The 23,230-nt window shown below is 64.2% G+C and carries 23 protein-coding genes; 6 read left to right on the forward strand and 17 right to left on the reverse strand.

Annotated elements, in window-relative coordinates:
- Positions 1-7 precede the first annotated feature (7 nt).
- On the forward strand, positions 8-667 hold the full coding sequence (locus tag F4U94_RS04580; RefSeq protein WP_120251668.1) for a PilZ domain-containing protein: 660 nt from the start codon (positions 8-10) through the stop codon (positions 665-667).
- Between the two features lie 3 nt (positions 668-670).
- Here the strand turns inward: F4U94_RS04580 and F4U94_RS04585 are convergent, their stop codons facing one another.
- Positions 671-970 (reverse strand): hypothetical protein, encoded by a 300-nt coding sequence (locus tag F4U94_RS04585; protein ID WP_120251667.1) that lies wholly within the window; start codon positions 968-970, stop codon positions 671-673.
- 196 nt (positions 971-1,166) lie between these two features.
- Between F4U94_RS04585 and F4U94_RS04590 the strand changes: the two genes are divergently transcribed.
- The 3 genes from F4U94_RS04590 to F4U94_RS04600 are packed head-to-tail and all read left to right on the forward strand — an operon-like array spanning position 1,167 to position 4,701.
- Positions 1,167-1,793 carry a response regulator gene (locus tag F4U94_RS04590; protein WP_232015780.1) on the forward strand — a complete coding sequence of 209 codons (627 nt, stop codon included), beginning with the start codon at positions 1,167-1,169 and terminating at the stop codon, positions 1,791-1,793.
- Complete coding sequence (locus F4U94_RS04595; RefSeq protein ID WP_120251665.1) at positions 1,790-4,306, forward strand: ATP-binding protein; 2,517 nt, start codon at positions 1,790-1,792, stop codon at positions 4,304-4,306. The genes F4U94_RS04590 and F4U94_RS04595 overlap by 4 nt, the downstream gene beginning before the upstream one ends.
- Positions 4,303-4,701 (forward strand): response regulator, encoded by a 399-nt coding sequence (locus F4U94_RS04600; RefSeq protein WP_120251664.1) that lies wholly within the window; start codon positions 4,303-4,305, stop codon positions 4,699-4,701. Before F4U94_RS04595 ends, F4U94_RS04600 begins: the two co-directional genes overlap by 4 nt.
- Here F4U94_RS04600 and F4U94_RS04605 read toward each other — a convergent pair.
- The 10 genes from F4U94_RS04605 to F4U94_RS04650 all read right to left on the reverse strand — a co-directional run bounded on the left by F4U94_RS04605 (position 4,698) and on the right by F4U94_RS04650 (position 15,427).
- Complete coding sequence (locus F4U94_RS04605) at positions 4,698-4,916, reverse strand: hypothetical protein (RefSeq protein ID WP_120251663.1); 219 nt, start codon at positions 4,914-4,916, stop codon at positions 4,698-4,700. The genes F4U94_RS04600 and F4U94_RS04605 overlap by 4 nt on opposite strands.
- A 91-nt stretch (positions 4,917-5,007) precedes the next feature.
- Complete coding sequence (locus tag F4U94_RS04610; RefSeq protein ID WP_232015779.1) at positions 5,008-5,334, reverse strand: HAD family hydrolase; 327 nt, start codon at positions 5,332-5,334, stop codon at positions 5,008-5,010.
- A gap of 142 nt (positions 5,335-5,476) precedes the next feature.
- Complete coding sequence (locus F4U94_RS04615) at positions 5,477-5,995, reverse strand: phosphoribosyltransferase (RefSeq protein ID WP_120251661.1); 519 nt, start codon at positions 5,993-5,995, stop codon at positions 5,477-5,479.
- On the reverse strand, positions 5,982-7,154 hold the full coding sequence (locus tag F4U94_RS04620) for a glycosyltransferase (RefSeq protein ID WP_120251660.1): 1,173 nt from the start codon (positions 7,152-7,154) through the stop codon (positions 5,982-5,984). Before F4U94_RS04620 ends, F4U94_RS04615 begins: the two co-directional genes overlap by 14 nt.
- A complete protein-coding gene (locus F4U94_RS04625) occupies positions 7,151-8,227 on the reverse strand; it encodes a sugar-transfer associated ATP-grasp domain-containing protein (RefSeq protein ID WP_232016108.1) in 1,077 nt (358 codons plus the stop codon). Before F4U94_RS04625 ends, F4U94_RS04620 begins: the two co-directional genes overlap by 4 nt.
- Before the next feature lie 15 nt (positions 8,228-8,242).
- Positions 8,243-9,052, reverse strand: a complete 810-nt coding sequence (locus tag F4U94_RS04630) for a nucleotidyltransferase family protein (RefSeq protein ID WP_120251658.1) — start codon at positions 9,050-9,052, stop codon at positions 8,243-8,245.
- Complete coding sequence (locus tag F4U94_RS04635; RefSeq protein WP_120251657.1) at positions 9,049-10,080, reverse strand: D-alanine--D-alanine ligase family protein; 1,032 nt, start codon at positions 10,078-10,080, stop codon at positions 9,049-9,051. The genes F4U94_RS04630 and F4U94_RS04635 overlap by 4 nt, the downstream gene beginning before the upstream one ends.
- Positions 10,081-10,207: 127 nt before the next feature.
- Positions 10,208-12,526 carry a TonB-dependent receptor gene (locus tag F4U94_RS04640; protein ID WP_120251656.1) on the reverse strand — a complete coding sequence of 773 codons (2,319 nt, stop codon included), beginning with the start codon at positions 12,524-12,526 and terminating at the stop codon, positions 10,208-10,210.
- A gap of 158 nt (positions 12,527-12,684) precedes the next feature.
- Entirely contained in the window at positions 12,685-13,317 is a 633-nt protein-coding gene (locus F4U94_RS04645) for a DUF4198 domain-containing protein (protein WP_120251655.1), read from the reverse strand.
- Between the two features lie 22 nt (positions 13,318-13,339).
- Positions 13,340-15,427, reverse strand: coding sequence for a TonB-dependent siderophore receptor (locus F4U94_RS04650; protein ID WP_120251654.1), 2,088 nt, complete (start codon positions 15,425-15,427; stop codon positions 13,340-13,342).
- Between the two features lie 197 nt (positions 15,428-15,624).
- Here F4U94_RS04650 and F4U94_RS04655 point away from each other — a divergent pair, with 197 nt between their 5' ends.
- Positions 15,625-15,924: a hypothetical protein gene (locus F4U94_RS04655; protein ID WP_145986247.1), complete on the forward strand. Its 300-nt coding sequence runs from the start codon at positions 15,625-15,627 to the stop codon at positions 15,922-15,924.
- A 12-nt stretch (positions 15,925-15,936) separates the two neighbouring features.
- On the opposite strand, the gene F4U94_RS04660 is transcribed toward F4U94_RS04655, so the two are convergent.
- The 4 genes from F4U94_RS04660 to prfB form a co-directional block, all read right to left on the reverse strand.
- Positions 15,937-16,986, reverse strand: a complete 1,050-nt coding sequence (locus tag F4U94_RS04660) for an NADP(H)-dependent aldo-keto reductase (RefSeq protein ID WP_120251652.1) — start codon at positions 16,984-16,986, stop codon at positions 15,937-15,939.
- Positions 16,987-17,102: 116 nt separating this feature from the next.
- On the reverse strand, positions 17,103-17,354 hold the full coding sequence (locus F4U94_RS04665; RefSeq protein ID WP_120251651.1) for a hypothetical protein: 252 nt from the start codon (positions 17,352-17,354) through the stop codon (positions 17,103-17,105).
- 37 nt (positions 17,355-17,391) lie between these two features.
- Positions 17,392-18,123: a class I SAM-dependent methyltransferase gene (locus F4U94_RS04670; protein WP_120251650.1), complete on the reverse strand. Its 732-nt coding sequence runs from the start codon at positions 18,121-18,123 to the stop codon at positions 17,392-17,394.
- Positions 18,123-19,250 carry a peptide chain release factor 2 gene (gene prfB / locus F4U94_RS04675; RefSeq protein WP_120251649.1) on the reverse strand — a complete coding sequence of 376 codons (1,128 nt, stop codon included), beginning with the start codon at positions 19,248-19,250 and terminating at the stop codon, positions 18,123-18,125. Before prfB ends, F4U94_RS04670 begins: the two co-directional genes overlap by 1 nt.
- A 291-nt stretch (positions 19,251-19,541) precedes the next feature.
- Between prfB and F4U94_RS04680 the strand changes: the two genes are divergently transcribed.
- Entirely contained in the window at positions 19,542-19,958 is a 417-nt protein-coding gene (locus tag F4U94_RS04680; protein ID WP_120251648.1) for a hypothetical protein, read from the forward strand.
- Between the two features lie 131 nt (positions 19,959-20,089).
- On the opposite strand, the gene F4U94_RS04685 is transcribed toward F4U94_RS04680, so the two are convergent.
- Positions 20,090-20,479: a hypothetical protein gene (locus tag F4U94_RS04685; protein WP_120251647.1), complete on the reverse strand. Its 390-nt coding sequence runs from the start codon at positions 20,477-20,479 to the stop codon at positions 20,090-20,092.
- A 2-nt stretch (positions 20,480-20,481) separates the two neighbouring features.
- Complete coding sequence (locus tag F4U94_RS04690; protein ID WP_120251646.1) at positions 20,482-23,025, reverse strand: penicillin-binding protein 1A; 2,544 nt, start codon at positions 23,023-23,025, stop codon at positions 20,482-20,484.
- Positions 23,026-23,230: the final 205 nt, after the last annotated feature.

Raw genomic sequence — 23,230 nt, forward strand, 5'->3', positions numbered from 1 at the left:
AGTAACCATGCCCCACGGACTGGAACCGGCATCGCCGACGCCGATCCTGACGATGCTGCCGGAACTGACCGACGACCTGCCGTTCAATCCCATGGAGCGGCGACAGGATTGGCGGGCGGCCACCGTCTTCACCATCGGCAAGATCAGCTTTGCAGGGCGCAGCCTGCCCTGCATGGTTCGCGACCTGTCCGATGGCGGCATGCGCATCCAGATGCCCTTTCCTCCCGCGCCCGGCACGCGCGTGCTGATCGAGATGCGCGGGCTGGACCCCCGGCTCGCCCGCATCTGCTGGATGTCCGGGCATGAGGCCGGACTGATGTTCGACCTGCGCTGCAATCCGGCAGACATCTTCGCCGCGCGCAGCAACAAGCAAGGGCGGGTCGCGCGCCAGCCCCGCTTCGCGTTCCGCCGACAGGCTGTGCTGCTGATGGGAGACATGCCGATCCCGACGCAGATCGAAAATATCTCCGTCGGCGGGGCGCGGCTGACCCTGCCTGTTCCGACCGAGCGCGGAAAGCCCGGCATACTCGACCTCACATTGGGTGATCGTCAGGGGGTGGCTGGCGAAATCTGCTGGGTGCGGGAGGATAGCTGCGGTTTCCGCTTCGTCCAGCCGGTCAGCAGCATCGCCCTGGCCGGGATGCTGGATGCGCCCGACCTGGTCTGACCGCTACGCCCCCTGCCGCAGCCAGCGCTCGAGCGCGATCAGCGCCATCCGACTGTCGCGCAACGCAGCAGCCCGATCGTCGCCGCCCTGATCCACCGCCTGCCAACTGGCGCTGACCCAAGCAAAGCCCAAAGTCCCCGCCAGCCCGGCGATCCTGTGCGCATCGGCCGCATCGGGCCGATCGATCGCCTGCTGCAATTCGGTGCGCAAACCCGCAATGATCGGCATCAGCGCATCCCGCCCGAACAGCGCCGCCATGCGCGTCAGGCCGTCTAGCGCTGTGGAATATTCACCCTCGCACATGATCTCTGCAAGTCCCGCATCACTAAGGCCCGATCATGATCCGTTAAGGATAAAGATGACCGCCAATGTATTTTACGATTGATACATAGACGCATTACCCTCACACTCCAATTACTGCATCACTAAACACATTCCGTTTCGGGATGAATAACAATAAGGCTGGAGGATTGCAGAAACCATAGCCGGCGGCCGCGTATTGATTGCGGACGATCACCCCCTGATTCGCGAAGGTCTGGGCCTTGCCGCGCGCGCGGCGATGCCCGGTGTCACCGTGGATACCGCCGGCACGATCGGCGAAGCGCTCGACGCCCTGTCGCGCCACGGCAAATATCGCCTGATCCTGCTGGACTTCGTGCTGCCCGACGCACGCGGCTTTTCCGGCTTCCTGCAATTGCAGCATCAGGCGGGGCGGATTCCAATCGCACTCATTTCCGCCAATGAAAGCGCGACGCTGGTCGAAAGCGCCCGTGCGCTGGGCGCCGCCGGCTTCCTGCACAAGACCCGCCCCTTCGACGACCTGGCCCGCGACATCAGGCGCCTGGCGGAAGGGCAGACCTGCTTCCCGCAGGCCCAGCCGGCCAGCGAAGGCAACACTCTGCGCGATCGGATCGCCAGCCTGTCCGGTGCGCAGTTGCGCGTGCTGATCGCGTTGTCGGACGGCCGGCTGAACAAGCAGATCGCCGCCGATCTCGACGTGTCCGAAGCTACGGTGAAGGCGCATCTGACCGCCATCTTCCGAAAGCTGGACGTCGGCAATCGGGCGCAGGCCCTGCTGGCCGTGCAACCTCTGCTGGGCGACGTCACGGCTCCGCGCCCGGCATGAACGGCGACGCGCCTCGTCCACCACGCGGCCTGCCCTTCCTGCTGCTTGCGCTGTTCGTGCCCCTGGGCCTTGCCGCGCTCCTCTTCTGGCTGGGCGGCGAATATGGTCGCTGGAACGGCCTGCGCGACGAAACGGACAAGAGTTTCGAGCGACGCGTGCTCTTGATCGACATATTGTCGCAACTGCGCGCCGCCGAATCCAGCCAGCGCGGCTATGTCATCACCCAAGATCCGGAATTCACCGCCCGTTACGGCGAATGGCACACCGGTATCGAACAGGCCTTTGCCAGGGCCGACCGGCTTTACCGCGACGTCCCGGAGCAGCGCGCAGGCTTTACCGGCCTGCATAAGCTGGCGCGCGCCAAGATCGCCGAAATGGACGAAGTGCTGCGCCTCTACTCCACGCAGGGACCGGAAGTCGCGCGCAAACGCGTCACCAACGGCGCAGGCAAAAGGCTGATGGCGCGGCTTCAGCATCAACTGGACATGGTGATCCGGGACGAGCAACGGATGGGCGACACCCGTGCCGCCGCCTATCGCAATCGCACCGACACGCTCCAGCGCGTGATGTGGATATTGGTCGCGATCAGCAGCCTGTCGCTGGCGATCGCCCTGCTGGGCCTGTGGCGTCAGCGCCTGTCCCAATATCAGATCGAATTGCGGGGATATGCCGCCGCACAGCGTAACGAAACGATTCTCGACAGCACGATCGACCCGATCATCATCATCAATCCCAGCGGCACGATCGAAACCATCAACAAGGCCGCGTCGAAGATGCTGGGTTATGAACCGGCCGACCTGGCACGGCGCGATTTCGACGTGATGTCCGACATAGCGCCCGGAGTCGGCAGCTTCCTCGACCGTATCGGCCTGGTCGATGGCGAACTCAAAATGCCCTATTGGACGGACCGGCAGGTGCGGCACCAGAGCGGCCGACTGCTGCCCGTCGATATCGCGCTCGGTGTCATGCCACTGCCCGATGGCGATCATATCGTCATGTCGCTGCGCGACATCGTCCAGCGCAAGCGGATCGAGCGGCTGAAGGACGATCTGATTTCCACCGTCAGCCACGAACTGCGCACGCCGCTCACGTCGATCGTCGGCGCTTTGGCGCTGTTGCGGCTGGATGTCGGCAATCGGCTGGAAGAAGAACCGGCCAGTCTGGTCGCCATCGCCGAAAATAATGCGCAACGCCTGATCCGCCTGATCAACGACATGCTCGACATCGACCGGATCGATTCGGGCAAATTGCGGATGACGCTGGCACCGACCGATCTCTATCATGTCATCCAGCGTGCCTGTGAGGATAATAGCAGCCTGCTTCGCGCTGCGGGCGCCGTGCTCGACTGCACGCTGCCGGACGAACATCTGATGATTCAGGCCGACGAGGAGCGACTGCTTCAGGTTCTCACCAATCTCATGTCGAACGCCGTCAAGGCTGCGCCGGAAGGGAGCCGGGTCTCCGTAGGCCTGCGGCGCAGCGCAGATGGTCGCCGCGCGACCGTTTATGTCGACGACCAGGGGCCGGGTATCCCGCAGGAGTTCCGCTCACGCATCTTTGGCCGGTTCGAACGTGCCGCCAATGACGAGGCGGCACCGGGCACCGGCCTCGGCCTTGCGATCGCGCGCGAAATCGTCAGCCAGCATGGGGGCGATTTATGGTTCGAGGATCGCTCCGGCGGCGGCACCCGCTTCGCCTTTTCCCTCCCCATCATGCTGCCCTTGTCCATAACCCGCGACCGTCTGGCCGACCGGGACGGGCATGTCAGCATCCTCATCTGCGAAAGCAATCCCGCCATCGCCCGCCAGCTGCAATCGCAACTGTCGGAGGAAGGCTATATCTGCCGTGTCGTGACCAGCGCCCGCGCCGCGCGGGAGGCTATTGCCGCCAACGGCTATAATCTCCTGCTGCTCGACATGGCGCTCGACGATGCCGACGCGTTCCAGTTCGCGCGCGAAATGCGCCGTATCGAAGGGCCGAAATCCTTGTCGATCCTGATGGTGTCGGCACCGGTCGGGGACGATGGCGCGCCGCTTTCGCTCGACCTGATCGACTGGATCGACAAGCCGATCGACCCCAGCCGCCTGAAGACGGCGATCGCCGCGTCCTTCCGCCATTCGGGCATCGACCGGCCGACCGTGCTGCATCTGGACGATGATCAGGATACGCTGGAAATCACCGCGTCCGCGCTCAAGGGCATCGCCTATATCCTCAAAGCCACGACCCTGGCGGAAGCGCGCGCGCTTCTGCGCGTCGAAACGCCGCATCTGGCGATATTGGACGTGCATCTGGAAAAGGGGCTGGGCCTAGACCTGTTGCCCGACCTGATCGACGAGCAAGGCGTCGCCATCCCGACCATCATCTATTCCGCGCATGACATCGACATGGAAATTGCGGGGCAGATCGATGCCATATTGGTCAAGTCGCGCACCTCGCTGCCCGATCTCAAGGCGACGGTGCGCCGCGTGGTCGCGACCCGCCACGCGAAGGGAGGGGGAGATGACGGGACATGAGCGAAGCGTATAGATTGCGCATCCTCTATGTCGATGACGACAAGGATATCCGCCATATCGTCAAATTATCGCTGGCCCTCGACCCCGGTATAGAATTGCGCCTCTGCGCCGACGGGGCCGAAGCGATCGCCGCGGCGAAGAATGACGAATGGCGGCCCGATCTCGTCATGCTGGACGTGATGATGCCGTATATGGACGGTCCGACATTGATGATCGAATTGCGCGACCTGTCCGGTTTTGCCGACAAGCCCTTCGTCTTCGTCACCGCCCGCGCGCGCGAAGCCGACGTAAAAAGCTATCATGAGGCCGGTGCAAAGGGGGTGATATTGAAGCCCTTCAACCCGCTGACACTGGCCAGAAGCGTCCGCGCGCTGGCATCCGACCCGAAACCCTAATTGGTGGCCTGCGTCACATTATCGCCATTGACCTGATCGGCGCCGGACTGGCCCGTCTCGAAGAAGCCGAAGCCCATGGTGATGGCCAGCAAAGCGATCACCAAGACCAGGCTGACCACCAATATGTTGCGCGTCACCCGCGTGCGCGATCCGCTACGCGCTTCCGTTTCCGACACATGGGTGACTATGTCGCCATCTTCCCGTTCCTTGTGCATCCCATATCTCCTTCAACAGGAGACAACAGGAGGCGAGCGCGCGAGTTCCCGATCAGTCTTCATCCCCGACCATCAAGATCTTTTGACCCCGTCATTTCAGTCGCTCGATCAGCGCCAGCTTGTCGGTGGGGCGCAGATGGCCGATCGCGGTCGTGCCGGTCGCGCGCGCGATATCTTCCAGCGCTTCGGGTCTGTCTCCGCTGGCAATCAGGATCGCCAGGCCATCCTGCTTCAAATCATCAACCAGGTCGACCGCATCGGGCCGTAGCGCGTCGGCGAAGCTAAGCAAAGTCGCATGCTCACCACGCCGATATGCGCTAGCGAGGCCGAACAGGTTGATAAGGCCGCGCGGCCTGGCGAGCGCCACATCTTCATGCCCATGGCGCGCAAATACGCCTTCTCCGGCGACCTCCCGCACATCCTCGATCGCGGCCGCCTCGCCCCCGTCCAGTGCCTGCCTATCATCCCGATCTGCTCGCCCGGCCGGTGCCGCGCTACACCAGCCGGGCGGCCCCTGTCATGTCCTGCTGTGCAGTGCCGATCGCGAAAGGCGCGGCGGATCAGGCTAGGCGATCGGGCACCGACAAGGCTTCATCCACGATCGCCTGCTGCGTGGCGAGCGCTTCCCAGGGGAAGACGAACCAGCGTTTGTCGGTATCGCGGTCGATGCTGTCCGCCCGATAATCGACACGCTCGCCCGAACGGCTGTTGTCGAGCAGGACGGCGAAACGCAGATGCCGGGCATCGCCGCCCTTGTCGCTGAGCAGGCGACGCAAGGCCGCGATCGTGCCGCCACTGTCGTTGATATCGTCCACGATCAGCAGTCGCGTGCCCGCCGCGCTGCGTGCCGCCACATCGGCCAGCGCTGCGTCCTCCGATGCACTGCTATAGTCGATCGACAGCATCGGTCGGTTCAAACGGTGCGACAGATAGACCGCCGGCACCAGCCCGCCGCGCCCCACGCCCACCAGCATGTCGGGCGCCCATTCGCCGGCCTCGATCGCGCGGGCCAGTGCCTGCACATCGGCCAGGAAGCGGTCATGGGTGATGGGGTGGAGGATCGGGCTATCGTTGCTCATGCGTGAGGACAGGAATTAGCCTGTCCGACGCGCGGGGGCAATGCGGGTCGATGCCATCCAGCAAAGCGGCCCATCGATCGAACATCGTGTCGAGGCCATAGGCCGCGATCCGGTCGCCGGGATGCAGCGCGGTGGCCGGGTCGATCTGATGCTGTAATGCCCGCGCCATGGCGGCCGGATCGGCCGGATCGACGAGCAGGCCGTGACGTCCCTCGGCCAACACGGACGCCGCATTGCCGGCGCTGCACGAAGCGACGACGGGTATGTTAAGCGCCATCGCCTCCAGCAGGACATTGGCCGATCCCTCCCACCAGCTGGGCAGGATGAACGCGGCGGCGCGGGCGATCCAGGGGAAGACATTGTCGACCGTGCCCGGCAACAGCAGGTCCGCGCCGATGCCGAGCGCGTCCGCTTGGTTTCGCAACAGGCGCTGCGCATCGTCGCGGCTCTCGCCCAATATGACGAGGCGGGCCGTGGTTCCGCCCTCCCGCAACCGGGCGAAGGCGGTAAGCAGCGTGCCGAAATTCTTCTGCGGCGCGAGCCGGCCGATCGCCAATATCACCGGCACGCCATCGTCGAAACAGCCATGGGGCGATGGCCCGACGGCGCGCGCGCGGGCGATGGCGGGGTCGATCGCATTTTCGATGATGGTGGCGCGACCCCGGGCCAGTGCGCGACCGAAAGCGGGCGTGTCGCTGGCCAATGTGGGCGACACCAGCACAAGATGATCCGCATCCGCCGCCAGCAACCGGGCGACCAGCGATCGACCGATCGAACGGATCGCGCTTTTGGGTGTGCCCGGCGCGGCGCGGCGCAGGTCGTTGCTGATGCGATAGAGGCGGCGCAGGCCCGGCACCGCCCGGCTGCCCAGCAATGCGGTCAGATGGCCATGATTGCCGGCGGACATCAGCAGGTCCGGACGGTGCGCGCGCAGATGAGCGTGGAGCCGGGGCATGGCGCGCCATTTCTGGAGCAGGCGCGATCCGCCCGTGTCGGGCAGCAGCGCATGGTGCGGCACGCCGTCCACGCCCTTGCCCCCCGGCAGCGCGGTCAGCAGCGCCACATCATGCCCCCGCGCCCGGAAATCGGCAGCGAGCAGGCGGACGTTGCGGACGACCCCGGTGGCCGCCAGCGCATGGACATAGAGGGCGATCTTCATCGCCGGTCCCGCTGCACCACCCGCGCCGCGCGCCAGTCCGCCGCCGGCAGGCGGGACAATGCATGGCCGTAAAGGACGCCGAGCCGGCTGTCCGCCAGCCCCCGGCCGTTCACCAGCTGGACGATGTCGGTGCCGGGATTCCAATTACCCTCGATCAGCACCGGTCCCTGCGCGGTCAGGCCGATATCCCAGCCGATGAGGGTGAAGCCCTCGCGGAACCGGTCATGCGCCCGGATCGCCAGCGCCTGCGCGGCGGCATGATCGGGCAGCAACGCGCCCTCGATCGCCCCGCCGGTCACAGGGTGGCTGGTGTGGCGGGAGGGCGGCCGCTTGCCGCCGCTGCGCCAGGCCGGACCGCAACGACCCGCGCCATCGACCGCCAGCACCAGATTGCCGGCGTTGAAATTATCCACAGGGCGCGGACCGCCGGCCGACAGGCGCAGCGCCGTGTCGCAAATCTCCGGTTCGCCCTGTTCATTCAGGCAGGTGACGATGCGCAATGTCGGCAGCGCGCCCGGCGACAGGTCCGCCAACGCGCCATGCGTGGGCAGGCGTTGCTGGATCACCCCGCCCTGCCGCCAGACGCGGCGCAGATGGGCCGCAAGCTGGCCAGCGTCCATCCCCTGATCGCCACCGCGCCAGCCAGTGCCTTCGCGCACGAAACGCTCGACCCCCTGCCCTTTCGACCGGTAGCTCGGCTTGGCGATGATATCATCCTGCCCTGTGAGCCATGCGTCCAGATCCTGCCGATCGGGATCGCAGGCGTCCGGCAACGGCAGCCCCGATGCGGCCCGCGCGAACAATTGCTTGTTCTTGAGCGGATTGGTGGCGAGCGGAAAGGCGGCGGGGTTGAGCAACCGGTGCAGCCCCTTGCGATCGCGCATGCTCAGGCCCTGCCCGCGCACCGCGTCGCCCAGATACAGCCGCTCGGCCGGGGTCCAGCCACCCCGCCCCAACACGGCGAGCATATGACCGGCCAGATGCTGCGCAGGGGTCCAATGCCGGACCAGCCCGTCATGATAGACCCGCAGCAGGGCATTGCCGCCCCGGTCCCGCAGCGGCAGCGCACGCACGGTCAGCAAGGGACGTTACTCCGCCGCCTGCGCCATGGACATGCGCTGGTCGAGCAGGGTCGTGGCGACGCCATGCGACCGTCCATTGTCGACATCGATCGCCACCGCGCCGTCGGTCAGGATGACCGGGCTGATGGTCATGCGGAAGCGGCGCGAGAAGCGGGCGAAGGCCTGATCCAGCGTGCCGATGCCAAAGCGGAAGCGGATGAGGTTGATGAGGCCAAAGGCACCGATGATGCGGCCGGGATGCTTGACGAACTGCCCGCCCGAACGGAAGGTTTCGGCGGCCTTCAACGCTTTGCGATCGCGCAGCCAATAGGTGTTGCAGTTGGAATAGCCATCGTCGGCGAAGGTGTAGAATTTGCGCTGCCCCTCCGGATGGGCGGCCAGCACCGACGCGCGGCGCGTGAAGGCAACGGCCGCGTCCGCACCCTGTGTGGCGCAGCCATCCAGCATCTCGTCGATCGCGTCCGGCGTCAGCATCACATTGTCGGCGGTGGTGATGAGCAGCGGGAAGGCAGCCCCCTCCGCGCCGGCCAGCACGCTGTCCACCAGATTGGGCTGTGCCGCCACGCCGACCAGCCGGCCATTATGGAGCAGCCCGCGCAGCGCCGGGATGGTCGCCAGCAAATTGGGATCTTCGATCACCACGCGGACCGTGCCGATCCGGCGATTGGCGACCAGCGCGTCGATGACATGCAGCAGCATCGGCTGGCCGGCGACCGGCACCAGACATTTGTGGCTGACGCCATGGGTCAGCGCGAGCGGATCGGTCGCGCCGTCGCGGCGGCCGGCGAGCAGGATCGCCGTTGTCCGGCCACTCATGCCGCCACCTGCACGATCGCTTCGTCCAGCAGGCCCTGCCGCGCCAGGCTATGCCCGACGATGGTTTCGACCAAAGCGGCATGATCGACGCCGATCGAGGCGGCGGAGCGCGAGATCGTCTTCTTCGACCAGAGATTGCAGGACAGGTTCACTTCCATGAACAGCAATTGCCCGCTCGCCGGATCATAGCGGAATTCGAACCGGCCATAGTCGAACGGCCAGAGTTCGGGCAGCAGCGCGGCGGTCATCGCCTCCAGCCGGCTGCGCAGGTCGGCATCCTCGACCAGGATCAGCGGATCGTCGCCCGCGTCGATCAGCCCGCGCTTCTCCTCATAGCTGCGCTCGCGATGCGGGTCGGCCGGCACATACATCATCGGCGGCAGGATCCAGGGCTGGCCACCGCTGCCGCCGACCACCGGCACCGCGACGTCCAGCAGCGGCGCCCATTGTTCCACCAGCACATCATGGCCCAGCGCGAACAGGCTGTCGGCATGATCGCGCGCCTGCGCCCATGTATCGACCATATTCACGCCCCAGGAGGCGGAGGAAGCGTTGGGCTTCACCACCAGCCGATCCGCCTCGAACGCGGGTGCCTCGAACAGGCCGCCGCGACGGAAAAGCTGCGCCGCCATGGTCGGCACGCCGCGCGCGCGCGCGATCATCTTGCTGAGATATTTGTCGTCGGACAGGCCACGCACGATCGGGCTGGCGCCGAGATAAGGCATGTCGCGCCGATTGAGCAGCAACGGCGCCAGCATCTCGCTATTCTGGAAACCGCCCCGGTTGAGCAGGGTGACGACGAAGTCCGTATCGGGCCGCTGATAGAGCGCGTCATAGCTGTTCGCGACATCGACGTTGAGGCCGATCGCCTCCAGCGTCGTGCGCATTTCATGATGATAGATGGCGTGATTGCCATCCTGCGCGTCCGGCCGGCCGTCGGCACAGGCGTGCTTGGCAAGGAAGAGAAGGCGCAGCCGCGCCTTGTCGGCGGCGGGGATGCGGATCTGGCGGGGATGTGTCGCGATCATGCCGCCGGATTACAGGCCGCGCGTGACAGGGCGCCTACATTGGCGTTGCAGCGGGATAACCGCACTCGGTCAAAATGATGACGGTTCGGTCACGCATTTGTGACCGAACCGTCCGTCGTTACGAAGTTTAGAAACCGGCCTTCAGCGTCGCGAAGAATTGCTGCGGCGCGCCGATCAGCAGGGTCTGCGCGTCGCCGCTGTTGCCGAAACCGCCCGAACCGATCGTGCTGACATATTTCTTGTCGAACAGATTGCTGGCGTTCAGCTGCACCTCGATCTTGTCGGTCAGGCGATAACCGATCGAAGCATCCACGATCACGCGGCCGGGGACCGACACGTCGTTGGTATAGCTGTAAAAGCGCTTCGACATGTAGTTGCCGCCGATGCGGGCGAAGAGCGGACCCTGATCATAATTCAGCTCGCCGCGCAGCATGTGCTTGGGGCTGTCCACGACCGTCTTGCCCTTGAGCGCGGCGACCAGCGTGCCGTTCGAGCTGTTGAACACATCGTCGCGATAGGTGGCGTCGGTGTAGCTGTAGGAACCGAACAGGCTGACGCCCGAACCCAGATTGACCGTACCGGCCGCCTCGACGCCGATCGTGCGGACCTTGCCCACATTCTGGAGCGCGGACGCCAGACCCTGGATCGGGCTGCCCACCTGCACCGCGTTCAACCGGTTGCGGAAGTTGACGAAATAAGCGCCCACCACGCCGTTGAACACGGGGCTGTTATAGCGCAGGCCCAGTTCATAGGTGTCCGACGATTCCGGCTTCAGATCGTCCTTGATCTGGTCGAAGCCGGCCTGGTTGGTTTGGAAGGGACCGGCCGTGGTGGCCGACGCGAAGGCGCGCGTCACCTGCGTGAAGCCGCCAAAGGCTTCCATTTCGGGGCTGAGTTCCACCGCGAAGCCGGCATGGGGCTGGAACCAGTCCTGCGCCTTGATCTTGCCTTCCGGGAAGGTGGAAGCGACGATCGCGTCCGCCTTGTTGGTGACGTTGAAACCCTTCCACCCCAGGTTGATCGTCACGGTGCCCAGGTCGATCTTGTCCTGCACATGGTACTGGAACGTATCGGTAGTGAAATCGAACTCCCACTGGGTGGCGAAGGGGTTCTTGGGATAGTCGCGGAAGCTGACGCCCGGATCGGTGCGGCTGGCAAAGGCGTAGAAGCGGCGGGCCTGATGGAATTTGTTATTTTCGTACCAGGCGCCGACGCTGAGCGTCTGGATACCGATCGTGTAATCGACGCTGCCGAACGCGCCGATGCGGTCCATGTCATATTCGGTGGTGCGGATCGACATGGGTACGCCGTTGGGGCTGGGCGTATAGGGCGTGGCCCACAGGCCCATGCCGCTGTTGTTGTGATAATAGCCCTTGATCTTGAAATTGGCGTTTTCGCCCAGCGGCGTGGTCAGGCCGATCGACCCCAGCCAATCCTTGCGCAGGCCCGCCGCGTCATAATAGGCGTCGTCCGCGCTGGTGACATTGCCCGGATAGACCTGACCGCCGGCGACCGGCGCGCCGCTATAGTCGTAGCGGCCATCGGGGAAGGGAGAGCCGCCACTGTTGCTGACGCGGTCGACGTCGTTCAGCCGGTCGGCATAGTCGATCGCGCGGCTATAGTCGGGATAGGTGTTATCCCACTTCCAGCCCAGGCGACGGATCATGCCCATCGACATATCCTGATAATCCTGCTCGCGGCGATCCGAATAGCTGAGCCAGCCATCGATCTTCGCTTCGCCCACGGGGATCACGACCTTGGCATTGCCCATATGCTGATCCTGCGTGCCCTGACCGCGCCACTTGTCGGTCGCGCCATAGCCGTAGGAGAGGAAGCCGCGAATGCCATCGCGCGTGCCGAGGGCGACCCGGCCGAAGGCGCGCCAGGTTTCGTCGCTGCCATAGGTCAGGTTGCCCTGCGCGCCCAATGAACCACCGCTCAGATAATCGGCGGGATCGGCGGAGAAGGTTTCGATCGTGCCGCCAAGGTTGCCGGTCGACTGCGTGCCGAGCGAGCCGGCGCCCTGCGACACGCGCACGCTGCCGATATTTTCGCTGCTGATGGCGCGGGTGATGTGCAGGCCATTATGGTTGCCATAGCTCATGTCGCCCAGCGGAATGCCGTCGAAGGTGAAGCCGAGCTGGTTCTGGCTGAAGCTGCGGATGGTGACGCGCTGCGACCATTCATAATTGCCGAACGGGTCGGACGACTGGAAATTGACGCTGGGCAGCTTTTCGATGGCCTTGAGCGCATTGGTGCCGGGCGTCAGCGTGATGATGTCCTTGCTGGTGATTTCCTGCACCTGGCGGGTTTCGCCCCGGCCGAAAACGACGATTTCCGCGCCGGCATCGGCAGCGGCGGCATCGACGGGCGCCACATTCTGGGCGAAGGCTGGCATGGCGATGACGGCGGTCGACGCCATCAGCAGAGCGGTGGTGATACGCATGGACTTATAATCCCCCTTTGGACCCTTGGTCGGGGGCGGCCTAGCTGCGCGATATTGCAGTGCAATGTGGGATGGTTGACGGCACGAAGTCAGTCGCGTGACAGGCCTGTCACAAAGAAGGCGGGGAGAGCCAACGCCCTCCCCGGCCCTGTATATGGTCAGTCGTTCACGAAGGTCAGCGTCGCGATATGATAGAGGGTCGCGACCTTCTGGTTGGCGAGGGTCAGGTCGCCCTTCTCCTCCTGCGAGGCCGTGACGATGAAGCGGCCCTTTGCCTTGATCGGCAACGTCACCCGGCCCTGCGCGTCGGTGACGAGTTCCTTCGTCCATTTGTCAGGCGAAATGACGGTCAGCTTGGCGGCGGGCACCGGCTTGCCGTCGCGTACCAGCGTGAAGCTGTCGGCATTGGCGGCGGTCGGCACGATTTCCAGCGGCAGGCCCGCCTTGGCTTCGGTGCGGCCGGCGCGGGCATAATAGATCACGCCCTCCTTCTTGCCATCCTCACCCCAGGGCGCGAACACGCTGTCGTCGATGACGCGCACGTCGCCGGCGGGGGCGGCCACCTCGATATAGCCGGCCTTGCGGGTCTGCGCCGCCTTGGACGCGGGCACGAGCTTGGGTGCCTTGAGCTTCTCGAACTCGGGATCGCCGCCTTCGGGCAGAACGTCCGCCGGTTCGCCCAGATAGATGCGCGCCGGGCCGGTGCCGTCGCGCTCCACCCACACTTCATGCGCCTGCGCTGTGGCGGTCAGGCCGGCCAACGCCAGCAGGGCCATGGACAATGTCTTCATCTTCACTCTCCCGTCATAATCTTCAGAAACGGAAACCAACCGTGCCCATCACGTTGCGCGGCGCGCCCACGAAGCAATCGCCACGCGCGAGGCAGGATGCATAGAATTTGTTGTTGAGCAGGTTGGTGGCATTGAGCGCAAAGCGCCAATTCTGCCAGTTGATCTCCGCCAGCCCATCGACCGTGGTGCGTGAGGGCGTGACGATCGACCAGATCGAGCTGGTGGATACGCTCTTGCCGCTATAGACGACGCCACCGCCCAGACGCAGCTGCGCCTCACCGGGCAGGCCGAACGTCTTGGTCGACCAGATCGACGCCGTGTGGCGCGGCATATAATCCAGGTTGGTATTGGATTCCGATTTCAGCTTCGAATAGCCATAATTGGCCAGCAGCTCGAAATTGCCGGGCAGGGTATGGCTGGCCTCGATCTCGAACCCCTTGGTGTTGAGTTCGCCCGACTGGGTGGTGCCGCCAGCGGCCAGATAGAGGACGCGATTGCGCTCCTTGATCTTGAACACCGTTGCCGTGACCAGCGTGTTGACGCCCGGCTGCCACTTCACACCCGCTTCGAATTGCGTGCCGGTCTGCGGCTTGTAGGGATCTCCGTAGATCGTGTTGCCTTGCGCGTCCTTGCCGCTTTCGATGCGCCCCGCGACCGGCAGGAAGCTTTCGGTATAGCTGAAGAAGGGCGAGATGCCGGCGCCGATTTCGCCGATGATGCCGGCGCGGAAGGTGGTGGCATTATCCTTCTGACCCGACGATCCGGTCACGCGGTCGCGGCGCGCACCCAGCACGACCGAGACGCGGTCGTAGAAGCGGATCTGATCCTGGACATAGACGCCCAGCTGCTTCTGGCTTTCCGTGGTGAAGGGACCGGTGGGGTCGTAAGTCTTGAGCGAGTCATAATCGATGTCGTAAAGATCGACCAGTTCGTTGCCGCCATCATAGCGCTTGCCGACCTTGTTCCAGCTATAGTCGATGCCGACCAGCAGCTTATGCTCGATATTGGCGCCGGTGTTGAAATTGAACTGCACATTATTGTCGGTCGAAAAGACGTTCATGCGCGCATCGCTGGCGTCGGCGGTCAGGGCGATGGTGCGGCCATCGGTGCCATAGACCGAGAAGGGATCCTGCGGGTTGGAATAGCTGTCGGCATAATGGGTGTTATAGGAAAGGTCGCTGTCGATATAGCGAGCCTTCAGGCTGATCTTGACCGCGTCGGAAAAGCGGTGGGTGATGGAACCGCCGCCCTGCAACGACCGGCCATTATAATGGTCCCAGCCGGCCTTGCCGACGAAAGTATAGCGATCAAGCTGCTCGCCCGCGACGGTGTTGGGGCGGAAGGTGCCGATGATCGGCAGAAATTGCGAGGTCGAGCCGGTATCGTCTTCCTGATAGACGCCATTCAGCACGATGTCCGTGTCGGGCGTGGGCTGCCAGCGGATCGAGGGCGCGAACATCACGCGGTCGTCGGGCACATGATCGACATAGGTGTCGGCGTCGCGGACGCGCCCCACGAAGCGCACCGCCAGATTGTCGGCCAGCGCGACATTGACGTCGCCCATCGCTTCCTTGCGGTCATAGCTGCCATAGACGAGGTTGAGTTCACCGCCTGTGCGGAATTCGGGCGTCTTGCTGACCAGGTTGACGAGGCCACCGATCGACCCCTGACCGAACAGAACCGATGCCGGGCCACGCACGATTTCCACGCGCGAGAAGTTGTACGGGTCCGACGCGACGCTGGCATAGTAGCTGAAGATGTCGCGCATGCCGTCGCGGAACTGGAGCGCGTCCAGACCGCGCACGTTGAAGCCATCGACGCGGGTGTCGCGGCCATAGGGATTGGCCAGCACGCCGGCGGCATATTTCACCGTGTCGCTGATGCTGATCGCACCTTGAGAGAGATATTGTTCGGCGCTGATCACCTTGATCGGCTGGGGCAGTTCGACCAGCGCGGTGTCCGTCTTGGTACCGGTCGTCGCGGCGGTGACGATGATGCTGTCCTGCGCCTGATCCGCATCGGCGGGAATGGCGTCTTCCGCCGCATAGGCCGCCGTGTGGCACAGCGCCATGACCGCTGCGCTGCCCAGCGCGATCCACTTAACCTTCATTCCAACGCCCCTTCCGCTATGTTCATGGGGAGGCGCCCTACAGATATTGCGATAGATTCGCAATTGCGTTGTCAAATTTATACTGATTCGCTTTCGCGATCGCCTGTGCGAACCTTTGCGCAAAAATCCTGCGATAGGGACGTAAGCCGTAATGAACTCAAAGGCTTGTGAAGCGTTGGGGGCCTATGGAGGATGCGATGGCGATTGATGTGCGATATCCCGATGGCAGCTACCGCGCGGTTCCCAGCGAATTGCGCGCCGTCGATAACGGCCAAAGCGGCGCACAGGCGCGCTTCCATCATCGCCCGGTCAACAGCGATCCGCTCTGGCGCTTCTACAATGACGGCACCACATGGCATGCCCGGCCTCGCCATGGCGCGCTGTCGATCCTGGTTCCGCCAGTAGATCACTGGTGGCAGGGGATCGCCGCCATGGCGGATGCCCCTGCCCTTCCCGATATGTCCGATCAGGCTTCCCGGTCGCACCGCGCCGCCTGACCGATGCTGCCTTCAGGGGCAGGGATCGGGAATGACGCGGTGAATATCCTCAATCGCGGCGATTTGCTCCTGCGTCAGATGGACGTCCACGCTGGCGATGTTCGTGCGCAATTGCTCCAGACTGGTCGCGCCGATGATGTTCGACGTGACGAAGGGCTGGGCATTGACGAAGGCCAGCGCCAGCTGCGCCGGGTCCAGTCCGAAGGCATGGGCGATCGCCACATAGCGGGCGCTGGCCACCGCCTGATTGGGCAGGTCGTAGCGCACGAACTGGCGGGACACGTCACGGCGCGATCCGGCCGGAATGACGCCGCCCAGATATTTGCCGGTCAGATTGCCGCCCGCGAGCGGTGAATAAGCGAGCAGCCCGACATCTTCGCGCAGGGCGAATTCGGACAGGCCGATTTCGAAGGTGCGGTTGAGGAGGTTGTAGGCGTTCTGGATCGACGCCGGGCGCGGCAGCCCCTTCTCACGCGACAGGCGCAGATATTCGCTGACACCCCAGGGCGTTTCGTTGGACAGGCCGAAATGCCGGATCTTGCCGGCCTGCACCAATTCCGCCAGAGCGCTCAGCGTTTCTTCGATCGACACGGTTTCGTCCGTATCCTCGATCGCGGCGATGCCGCGCCGGCCAAAGGATGGCACCGGCCGGTCGGGCCAATGGACCTGATACAGGTCGATATAGTCGGTCTTCAGCCGGGTCAGGCTGTCTTCCACTGCCGCGACGATGTTGGACCGGTCCAGCCGGTTGTTGCCACCGCGAAATTTGCGGATCGGGTCGCGCGTCGGCCCGGCCACCTTGGTCGCCAGCACGATATCGTCGCGCTTGCGGCGCTGCGCGATCCAATTGCCGATATAGGTTTCGGTCAGGAATTGCGTATCGGCGCTGACCGGCGTGACCGGATAGGCTTCGGCCGTGTCGATGAAGTTGACGCCCTGCCCGACCGCATAGTCGAGTTGCTCATGCGCCTCCGCCTCGCTATTCTGCGATCCCCAGGTCATGGTGCCCAGGCAGATCAGGCTGACCTTGATATCCGTGCGGCCAAGCGTGCGATAGTCCATCCGATCCTCCGGAGATATTGGGTCAGAAATATTGGCCTTGCCTCTTATCCGTCGAGGGGCGGAAGGGAAGAGGGCGCAGCGGGCTTCATCAAAACTCATCGACCGATGAGCAGCGATCAAGCCTCGTCCGTCATGTCCATGAAATTGCGCGCAGCCTCCCGGTCCGCTTCCTCTTCGAAAGCGACGTCCAGATCGGGCGCCGCACCCAGCAGGTGCAACAGCGACCAGAGCGCAAACCGCCGGCCGCGATCCTCCTCCAGCCCCAGATCCACGCGCATCCGGTCGATCCCGGCCTCGACCGTACTGGCCGGCAGCGTGTCGAAGTCGGTGGTGCCGAAATAGCGCTGAAGCTGATCGTCGAAATGCATGCCCCTGCCCTACAGCAGGGCATGCCGCATGGGCAAGCTAGCCTTGAAACGCGCAGGGGACGATGCTGGCAGGGTCGGGTCGCGCGGCGATGCGGCGGAAGCGCGCGAGATAACCGCCAGCAGTCGGCTTGGCGATCACCTGCTCCATGCGAAAACCCATGGCGGCCAGTTCGCAGCCCAGCAGGCGCGGCGGCGTGCCATGCTGGTCGGTCGGCCGGTTTGCATCGACCACGATCAGCTCGCCATCCTTCTTGAGCGCGGGGCTGAGGTGCCAGAGGAAGGCGTAGGGCTCGGCAATCTCATGATACATATGGACCATCAGGATGCGGTCGAAGCTGTTTTCGGGCAGGCGCGGATCTTCCGGCGCGCCCAGCTTCACGCTGACATTGTCCCATTTTTCGCGCGTGATGCGGCGCGACAAGGCCTCGATCACTTCGGGCATGATATCTTCGGCCAGGACGCGGCCCTTGGCGCCGACCCGCCTGGCCAGGCGCACCGTATAATAGCCTTCGCCCGCGCCGATATCGGCGACGGTCATGCCCGGACGGATGCCCGCCCGGTCCATGATATCCTCCGCCTCATTCACCCGGTCGCGGGATTCCTCGCTCGACCAGCGGGTCGATACGATCGGGGCGACCGGCCGGTCGGCCTGGGGGAAGGGTTCGGCGGCGGCGGACCGCTGCGTCCCCTTGCCGCCGCCAATCCGATCGCAGGCAGCCAACGGGACGGCCAGCAGGACAAATGCGCCCGCCAAAACCGCCCGGTTCATCAGTCGACATCCTCCACATCGACCGATTCGCCTGTCACCTTCTGCGACAAAGCGGCGGCCATGAAGGGATCGAGCGCGCCGTCCAGCACATCGTCGGGCGCGGTCGAGGTGACGCCGGTGCGCAGATCCTTCACCAGCTGATAGGGTTGGAGCACGTACGAGCGGATCTGGTGGCCCCAGCCGATTTCGGTCTTGGCCTGATAATCGGTGTTCGCCGCTTCCTCCCGCTTGCGCAGTTCGGCTTCGTACAAACGCGCCTTCAACATATTCATCGCGGTCGCACGGTTCTTGTGCTGCGACCGGTCATTCTGCGACGCCACGATGATGCCCGAAGGAACGTGGGTGATGCGGACGGCGGAGTCGGTGGTGTTGACGTGCTGCCCGCCTGCACCCGATGCGCGATAGGTATCGATCTTGAGGTCGCTTTCCTTGACCTCGATATCGATATTGTCGTCGATCACCGGATAGACCCACACCGACGAGAAGCTGGTGTGGCGCCGCGCCGCGCTGTCATAGGGGCTGATGCGGACCAGGCGGTGGACGCCGCTTTCGGTCTTGGCATAGCCATAGGCATTCTCGCCCTTGATCAGGAAGGTCGCGGACTTGATGCCGGCGGTTTCGCCGGCCTGATAATCGACCAGTTCGACCTTGTAGCCGCGTCGTTCGGCCCAGCGGCGATACATGCGCGACAGGATTTCGGCCCAGTCCTGGCTTTCGGTGCCACCTGCGCCCGCGTGGATTTCCAGATAGGTGTCGCTGCCGTCGGCCTCGCCGGACAGCAGCGCCTTGATCTTGTCCTCATCCGCGCGGTCGGCCAGCGCCTTCAAGGACGCGATGGCTTCGCTCACCATATCCTCATCGCCCTCGGCCTCGGCCATTTCGATGAGTTCGGCGGTGTCGGTCTTGTCCGTCCCGATCGCGCGGGTGGCGCCGATCGCACTGTCGAGGCGCGTACGCTCGCGCATCACCTCCTGCGCCAGCTTGGCATTGTCCCACAGGGTCGGGTCTTCGACGCGCGCATTCAGCTCGTCCAGGCGGCGCAGGGCGCGGTCCCAGTCCAGCGATTGGCGCAGCAGGGCCAGCGCGGCGTCGATACGATCGATATATTGCTGCGCTTCGGCGCGCATGACTGATTCTCCAACTTTCACGCCTCGGCGGTCGAACAATGCACTAGGCGTTCGGCCCCGATTTGTCGAACGGCCGTCCTTCTTGAGGAAATGGCCGTTCGTCAAGCACCTGCCTTGTCGCAAGCGTAATGCGGTCCGTCGAAAAGCCGGTGCCGCCCTATTGCGAACCGCGCGCAAATGCGAAATTTTCAGGACATATCAGGCCGCTAACAGGGGTGTGCGCAGAGCCGATCCAACGCAGGTCGGCCGGCGCGGCAAAAAGGGGGACAGGCTTCATCAAAAGGCTATCCCATGACGACCATCCCTAACACCGCCCATTCCATCGTCGCCCGCCAAAGCCCTTCGGCGCTGTTCCTGTTTCTCGACGCCGTGCGCTGCTGGGGCCAGGCGCGCCGGCACCACCGTCCGACGCTGACCAGCCTCTATGCGCGACTGGGCCATTATGGCTGCGGCCAGATATTGCCGGCGATCGACAGCCTGCTGGACCTGACCGTCACCTTGCTGGGCCGTCCGCTGCGGCTGGGCCGGGGCAAGGCCCTGTCCGATGATGAAAATCGCCTCATCAACCTGCTGCAAGGCCGCCGCACCGCACCCTTCGTCCACACATGCAGCGACGCCCTGCTCTGCACCTTCTGCTGCGCGCTGCGATCGGTGCAATTGCTGATGGATATGGAATTGGGTCAGAAAGTAGCAAAGCGCGCGGCGTAATTTCTCGCTAGTCATCTCCCACTCCGTCATTCCCGCAAAAGCGGGTTGGCCGGAAGCGCGTAACTCCGGCCAACCCGCCTTCGCGGGAATGACGGGAGTATGGGAAAGTCCGAAAAAGCCTCAATGAGGCACTAAAAATCGACAGTTGCGCTGATCGTCTCTTCTATCTTTTCCGCCGCCCCGATTTCCCGATACATTTCGAAGCGGCCATCAAATTCAAGCAAACTCCATACGCCGATAATGCTGCTCCCATCAGGCGAAAGGCTGCCTACATAATCTACTGGGTTGCCATACTCCTCCGGCGCCTCTGCATCGTAGGTCTTTATGAAGTCGACGTGCAGATCGTGGCGATAGCCAATGATGATTGCGTTGAGCACCGCCCCACCGCCCAATTGGTCCAATTCCATGATAACGCCCCTGATATGACCGCCACTATCCTGAATTCGAGCGTTAAAGGGCGTAACCGGCCCAGCGTGATCGGGATAATAATATGTTCCCCACCATTCGCCGGTCAGGTCCATCCTCAATAAATCCCGCCCTGTCCTTCCAGGAAGTCGGCGTCGGTGCGGCGGCGGCCGCCCGATACGGCGCGATCGGCGCGGGCGGCGGCGACCTTGGCCTGCTCCTCCGCCTCTTCCTTGCGGATGGTGCGGCGAGGTTCGGATTCGGGCTTGAACGCTTCCCAGATGATCGCGGGCTTGGCGTCGGTGCCGGGCCATGCGCCATAGACGCGCTTGCCCGAACGACGGTCGATCGCGACCATGCGGATGCCGGCCGGCGCGACGAAGGGCGTCTTGGGCATGGTTTCCAGCAGCGGCGTCATCGCCGCCTTCCAGATGGGGGCTGCGATGCGGCCGCCCTGCGCCCAGCCGCCAAGGCTGCGCGGCTGGTCGTAGCCGATATAGACGCCCGCGACGATATCGGGCGATCCGCCCACGAACCAGACGTTGGTCGGGCCGTTGGTGGTGCCGGTCTTGCCGAACAGGGGGCGTTTCAGATCCGCCAGCACCGTGGCGGTGCCGCGCTGGATCACGCCCTCGGTGATGTGGACGACCTGATAGGCGGTCATCGGGTTCATCACCTGCTTACCCTCCATGCCGAAGCGGGGCATGGGCTTGCCGTCCCAATTGACCATGTTGCAGCCATCGCAGGGGCGCCAGCGTTCCGGCCAGATCACCTTGCCGCGGCGATCCTGGACATAGTCCATCACCTTGGACGGGAATTGCTTCCCCTGATTGGCGAGCGTCGCATAGGCGTTGACCATCCGCTCCACCGTCGTCTCGCCCGCGCCCAGCGCGAAGGAGAGATAGGGCTGATAGTCGCCGATGCCCATATTCTTGATGGTGCGCACGACGCGGTCCATGCCGGTCTGGCTGGCGGCGCGCACCGTCATCAGGTTGCGCGACTGTTCCACGCCCCAGCGCATCGTCTGCGGCCCGGCGCTGCCGCCCGAGAAGTTGCGGAAGCATTTCTGCCCCAGACCCGCGCCCTGATAGACGCATAGCGGCCCATCGACGATGATCGAGGCCGGGGTCATGCCACCGTCCAGCGCGGCGGCGTAGACGAAGGGCTTGATGGTGGACCCCGGCTGGCGCAGCGCCTGCGTCGCACGGTTGTAGCTGGACAGGCGCGAATCGAAACCGCCCTGCATCGCGCGGATGCGGCCCGAATGAACCTCCTGCGCGACCATGCCGCCCGATACTTCGGGAATGTTGCGCAGCGCCCAGCTGGCGCCATTGCGCGCCACGACGATCAGGTCGCCGGGCTTCATCGCGGAAAAGGCCGGGCCGCCGGTCTTGCGATAGGGCGTGTTGGCGGCGCCGGCCGGCAGCGTGCCGGTCGATCCGTCGGCAAAGCCGATCTGCGCGTCGCTCGACGACCGGCTGATGACGACGGCGACGCGCCATTCGGCATAGTCGACGTCGATATAGCTGGCGGCCAGTTCCCGCTCCCAGCCATTGTCGACATTGATATGGCCGAGCGGCCCGGACCAGCCGCGCCCGGCATCGAAACGCAACAGGCCGTTGCGCAGCGCGGTCGCCACATGATCCTGCAACGCCGGGTCATAGGGGCTGCGCACCCACAGGCCGCCAGCATAGACGCTGTTGGGGCCATCCTCCGCCTTTTCGCCGAACCGCTGGATCAGGCGACGGCGCACCTCTTCCATATAATAGCCACCGGCGCGCGCGTCGAAACTGGAGCCGTGGGCAGCCACGGTACCGAGCGGCTGCGCACGGGCGGCATCCCGCTGGGCAGCGGTGATCCAGCCATTCTTCTCCATCTCGCCCAGCGACCAGTTGCGCCGATCGAGCGCGCGGGCATGGCCGGTTTCGCTTTCGGGGCGATAATTGGCCGGCCCCTTGGGCAGGATCGACAGATAAGCCATTTCGTGCAGTTGCAGGTCGGCGACGTCCTTGTCGAAATAGGCGCGCGCGGCGGCCTGCACGCCATAGGCGTTGCGACCCAGGAATATCTGGTTGAGGTAGAGTTCGAGAATCTGCTGCTTGGACAGCACATTTTCCATACGGTAGGCGAGGATCATCTCCTTCACCTTGCGCGTGGGCGAATATTCGTCGCCGATCAGCAGATTCTTGGCCACCTGCTGCGTGATGGTGGAGCCGCCACGGGCGCGCTGGCCCGACCCCAGCTTGCTGACATAATCGAACACCGCGCCGGCGAAACCGGGGATATCGACGCCATGATGTTCGAAGAAGGTCTTGTCCTCCGCCGCCAGATAGGCGTGGATCAACTGCTGCGGATAATCGCTATATTGCAACTGGACGCGGCGTTCGCGGGCATAGCTGTGGACCGGCTGGCCATTGATGTCGCGCACGATGGTCGGCAGCGGCGGCTCATATTCCAGCAGCGTCGCGGCGTCGGGCAGGCCGCGCGCGAAAATCAGCCAGAACAGGCCCATGCCCAGCAGCAGCCCGCCCAGCGCGATGACCGCCCAGCGAAACAGGCGCCGCGACCAGAGCGGGCGCAAGCGACTGAAAAAGCCCCCGGCGTCACGGCGCAAGCGATAGGCGAAAGACGATGGGGCGGTATCGGAACGGGCCTCTTCCATGGGAAAGAGGCTCTAGGGTCAAATTGCGGCCAAGGCCAGTGGGGATGATGCGATCCGCCGCATCACACTATCTATTCCAGCCTTCCGTTCGCTTCGACGGCGGTAGTGGTTTGAAATCGACGAGTTTATATCAAGGCGCGACGGATCCGGCTCATATGAGGTGTTCCCCGGCGCAGGCCGGGGTCCAGGTCCACGCTCTCAACTG

This window comes from Sphingobium limneticum (genome assembly GCF_008710155.1).
GTDB classification, from domain to species: domain Bacteria; phylum Pseudomonadota; class Alphaproteobacteria; order Sphingomonadales; family Sphingomonadaceae; genus Sphingobium; species Sphingobium limneticum.

Coding starts and splice junctions, on each gene's coding strand:
- F4U94_RS04595 (WP_120251665.1), top strand. CDS start 1,790: ATGAACGGCGACGCGCCTCGTCCACCACGCGGCCTGCCCTTCCTGCTG.
- F4U94_RS04660 (WP_120251652.1), bottom strand. CDS start 16,986: ATGGACTATCGCACGCTTGGCCGCACGGATATCAAGGTCAGCCTGATC.
- F4U94_RS04605 (WP_120251663.1), bottom strand. CDS start 4,916: ATGCACAAGGAACGGGAAGATGGCGACATAGTCACCCATGTGTCGGAA.
- F4U94_RS04640 (WP_120251656.1), bottom strand. CDS start 12,526: ATGCGTATCACCACCGCTCTGCTGATGGCGTCGACCGCCGTCATCGCC.
- prfB (WP_120251649.1), bottom strand. CDS start 19,250: ATGCGCGCCGAAGCGCAGCAATATATCGATCGTATCGACGCCGCGCTG.
- F4U94_RS04645 (WP_120251655.1), bottom strand. CDS start 13,317: ATGAAGACATTGTCCATGGCCCTGCTGGCGTTGGCCGGCCTGACCGCC.
- F4U94_RS04670 (WP_120251650.1), bottom strand. CDS start 18,123: ATGAACCGGGCGGTTTTGGCGGGCGCATTTGTCCTGCTGGCCGTCCCG.
- F4U94_RS04650 (WP_120251654.1), bottom strand. CDS start 15,427: ATGAAGGTTAAGTGGATCGCGCTGGGCAGCGCAGCGGTCATGGCGCTG.
- F4U94_RS04630 (WP_120251658.1), bottom strand. CDS start 9,052: ATGAGTGGCCGGACAACGGCGATCCTGCTCGCCGGCCGCCGCGACGGC.
- F4U94_RS04620 (WP_120251660.1), bottom strand. CDS start 7,154: ATGAAGATCGCCCTCTATGTCCATGCGCTGGCGGCCACCGGGGTCGTC.
- F4U94_RS04685 (WP_120251647.1), bottom strand. CDS start 20,479: ATGGACCTGACCGGCGAATGGTGGGGAACATATTATTATCCCGATCAC.
- F4U94_RS04585 (WP_120251667.1), bottom strand. CDS start 970: ATGTGCGAGGGTGAATATTCCACAGCGCTAGACGGCCTGACGCGCATG.
- F4U94_RS04635 (WP_120251657.1), bottom strand. CDS start 10,080: ATGATCGCGACACATCCCCGCCAGATCCGCATCCCCGCCGCCGACAAG.
- F4U94_RS04655 (WP_145986247.1), top strand. CDS start 15,625: ATGGCGATTGATGTGCGATATCCCGATGGCAGCTACCGCGCGGTTCCC.
- F4U94_RS04580 (WP_120251668.1), top strand. CDS start 8: ATGCCCCACGGACTGGAACCGGCATCGCCGACGCCGATCCTGACGATG.
- F4U94_RS04690 (WP_120251646.1), bottom strand. CDS start 23,025: ATGGAAGAGGCCCGTTCCGATACCGCCCCATCGTCTTTCGCCTATCGC.
- F4U94_RS04680 (WP_120251648.1), top strand. CDS start 19,542: ATGACGACCATCCCTAACACCGCCCATTCCATCGTCGCCCGCCAAAGC.
- F4U94_RS04600 (WP_120251664.1), top strand. CDS start 4,303: ATGAGCGAAGCGTATAGATTGCGCATCCTCTATGTCGATGACGACAAG.
- F4U94_RS04615 (WP_120251661.1), bottom strand. CDS start 5,995: ATGAGCAACGATAGCCCGATCCTCCACCCCATCACCCATGACCGCTTC.
- F4U94_RS04665 (WP_120251651.1), bottom strand. CDS start 17,354: ATGCATTTCGACGATCAGCTTCAGCGCTATTTCGGCACCACCGACTTC.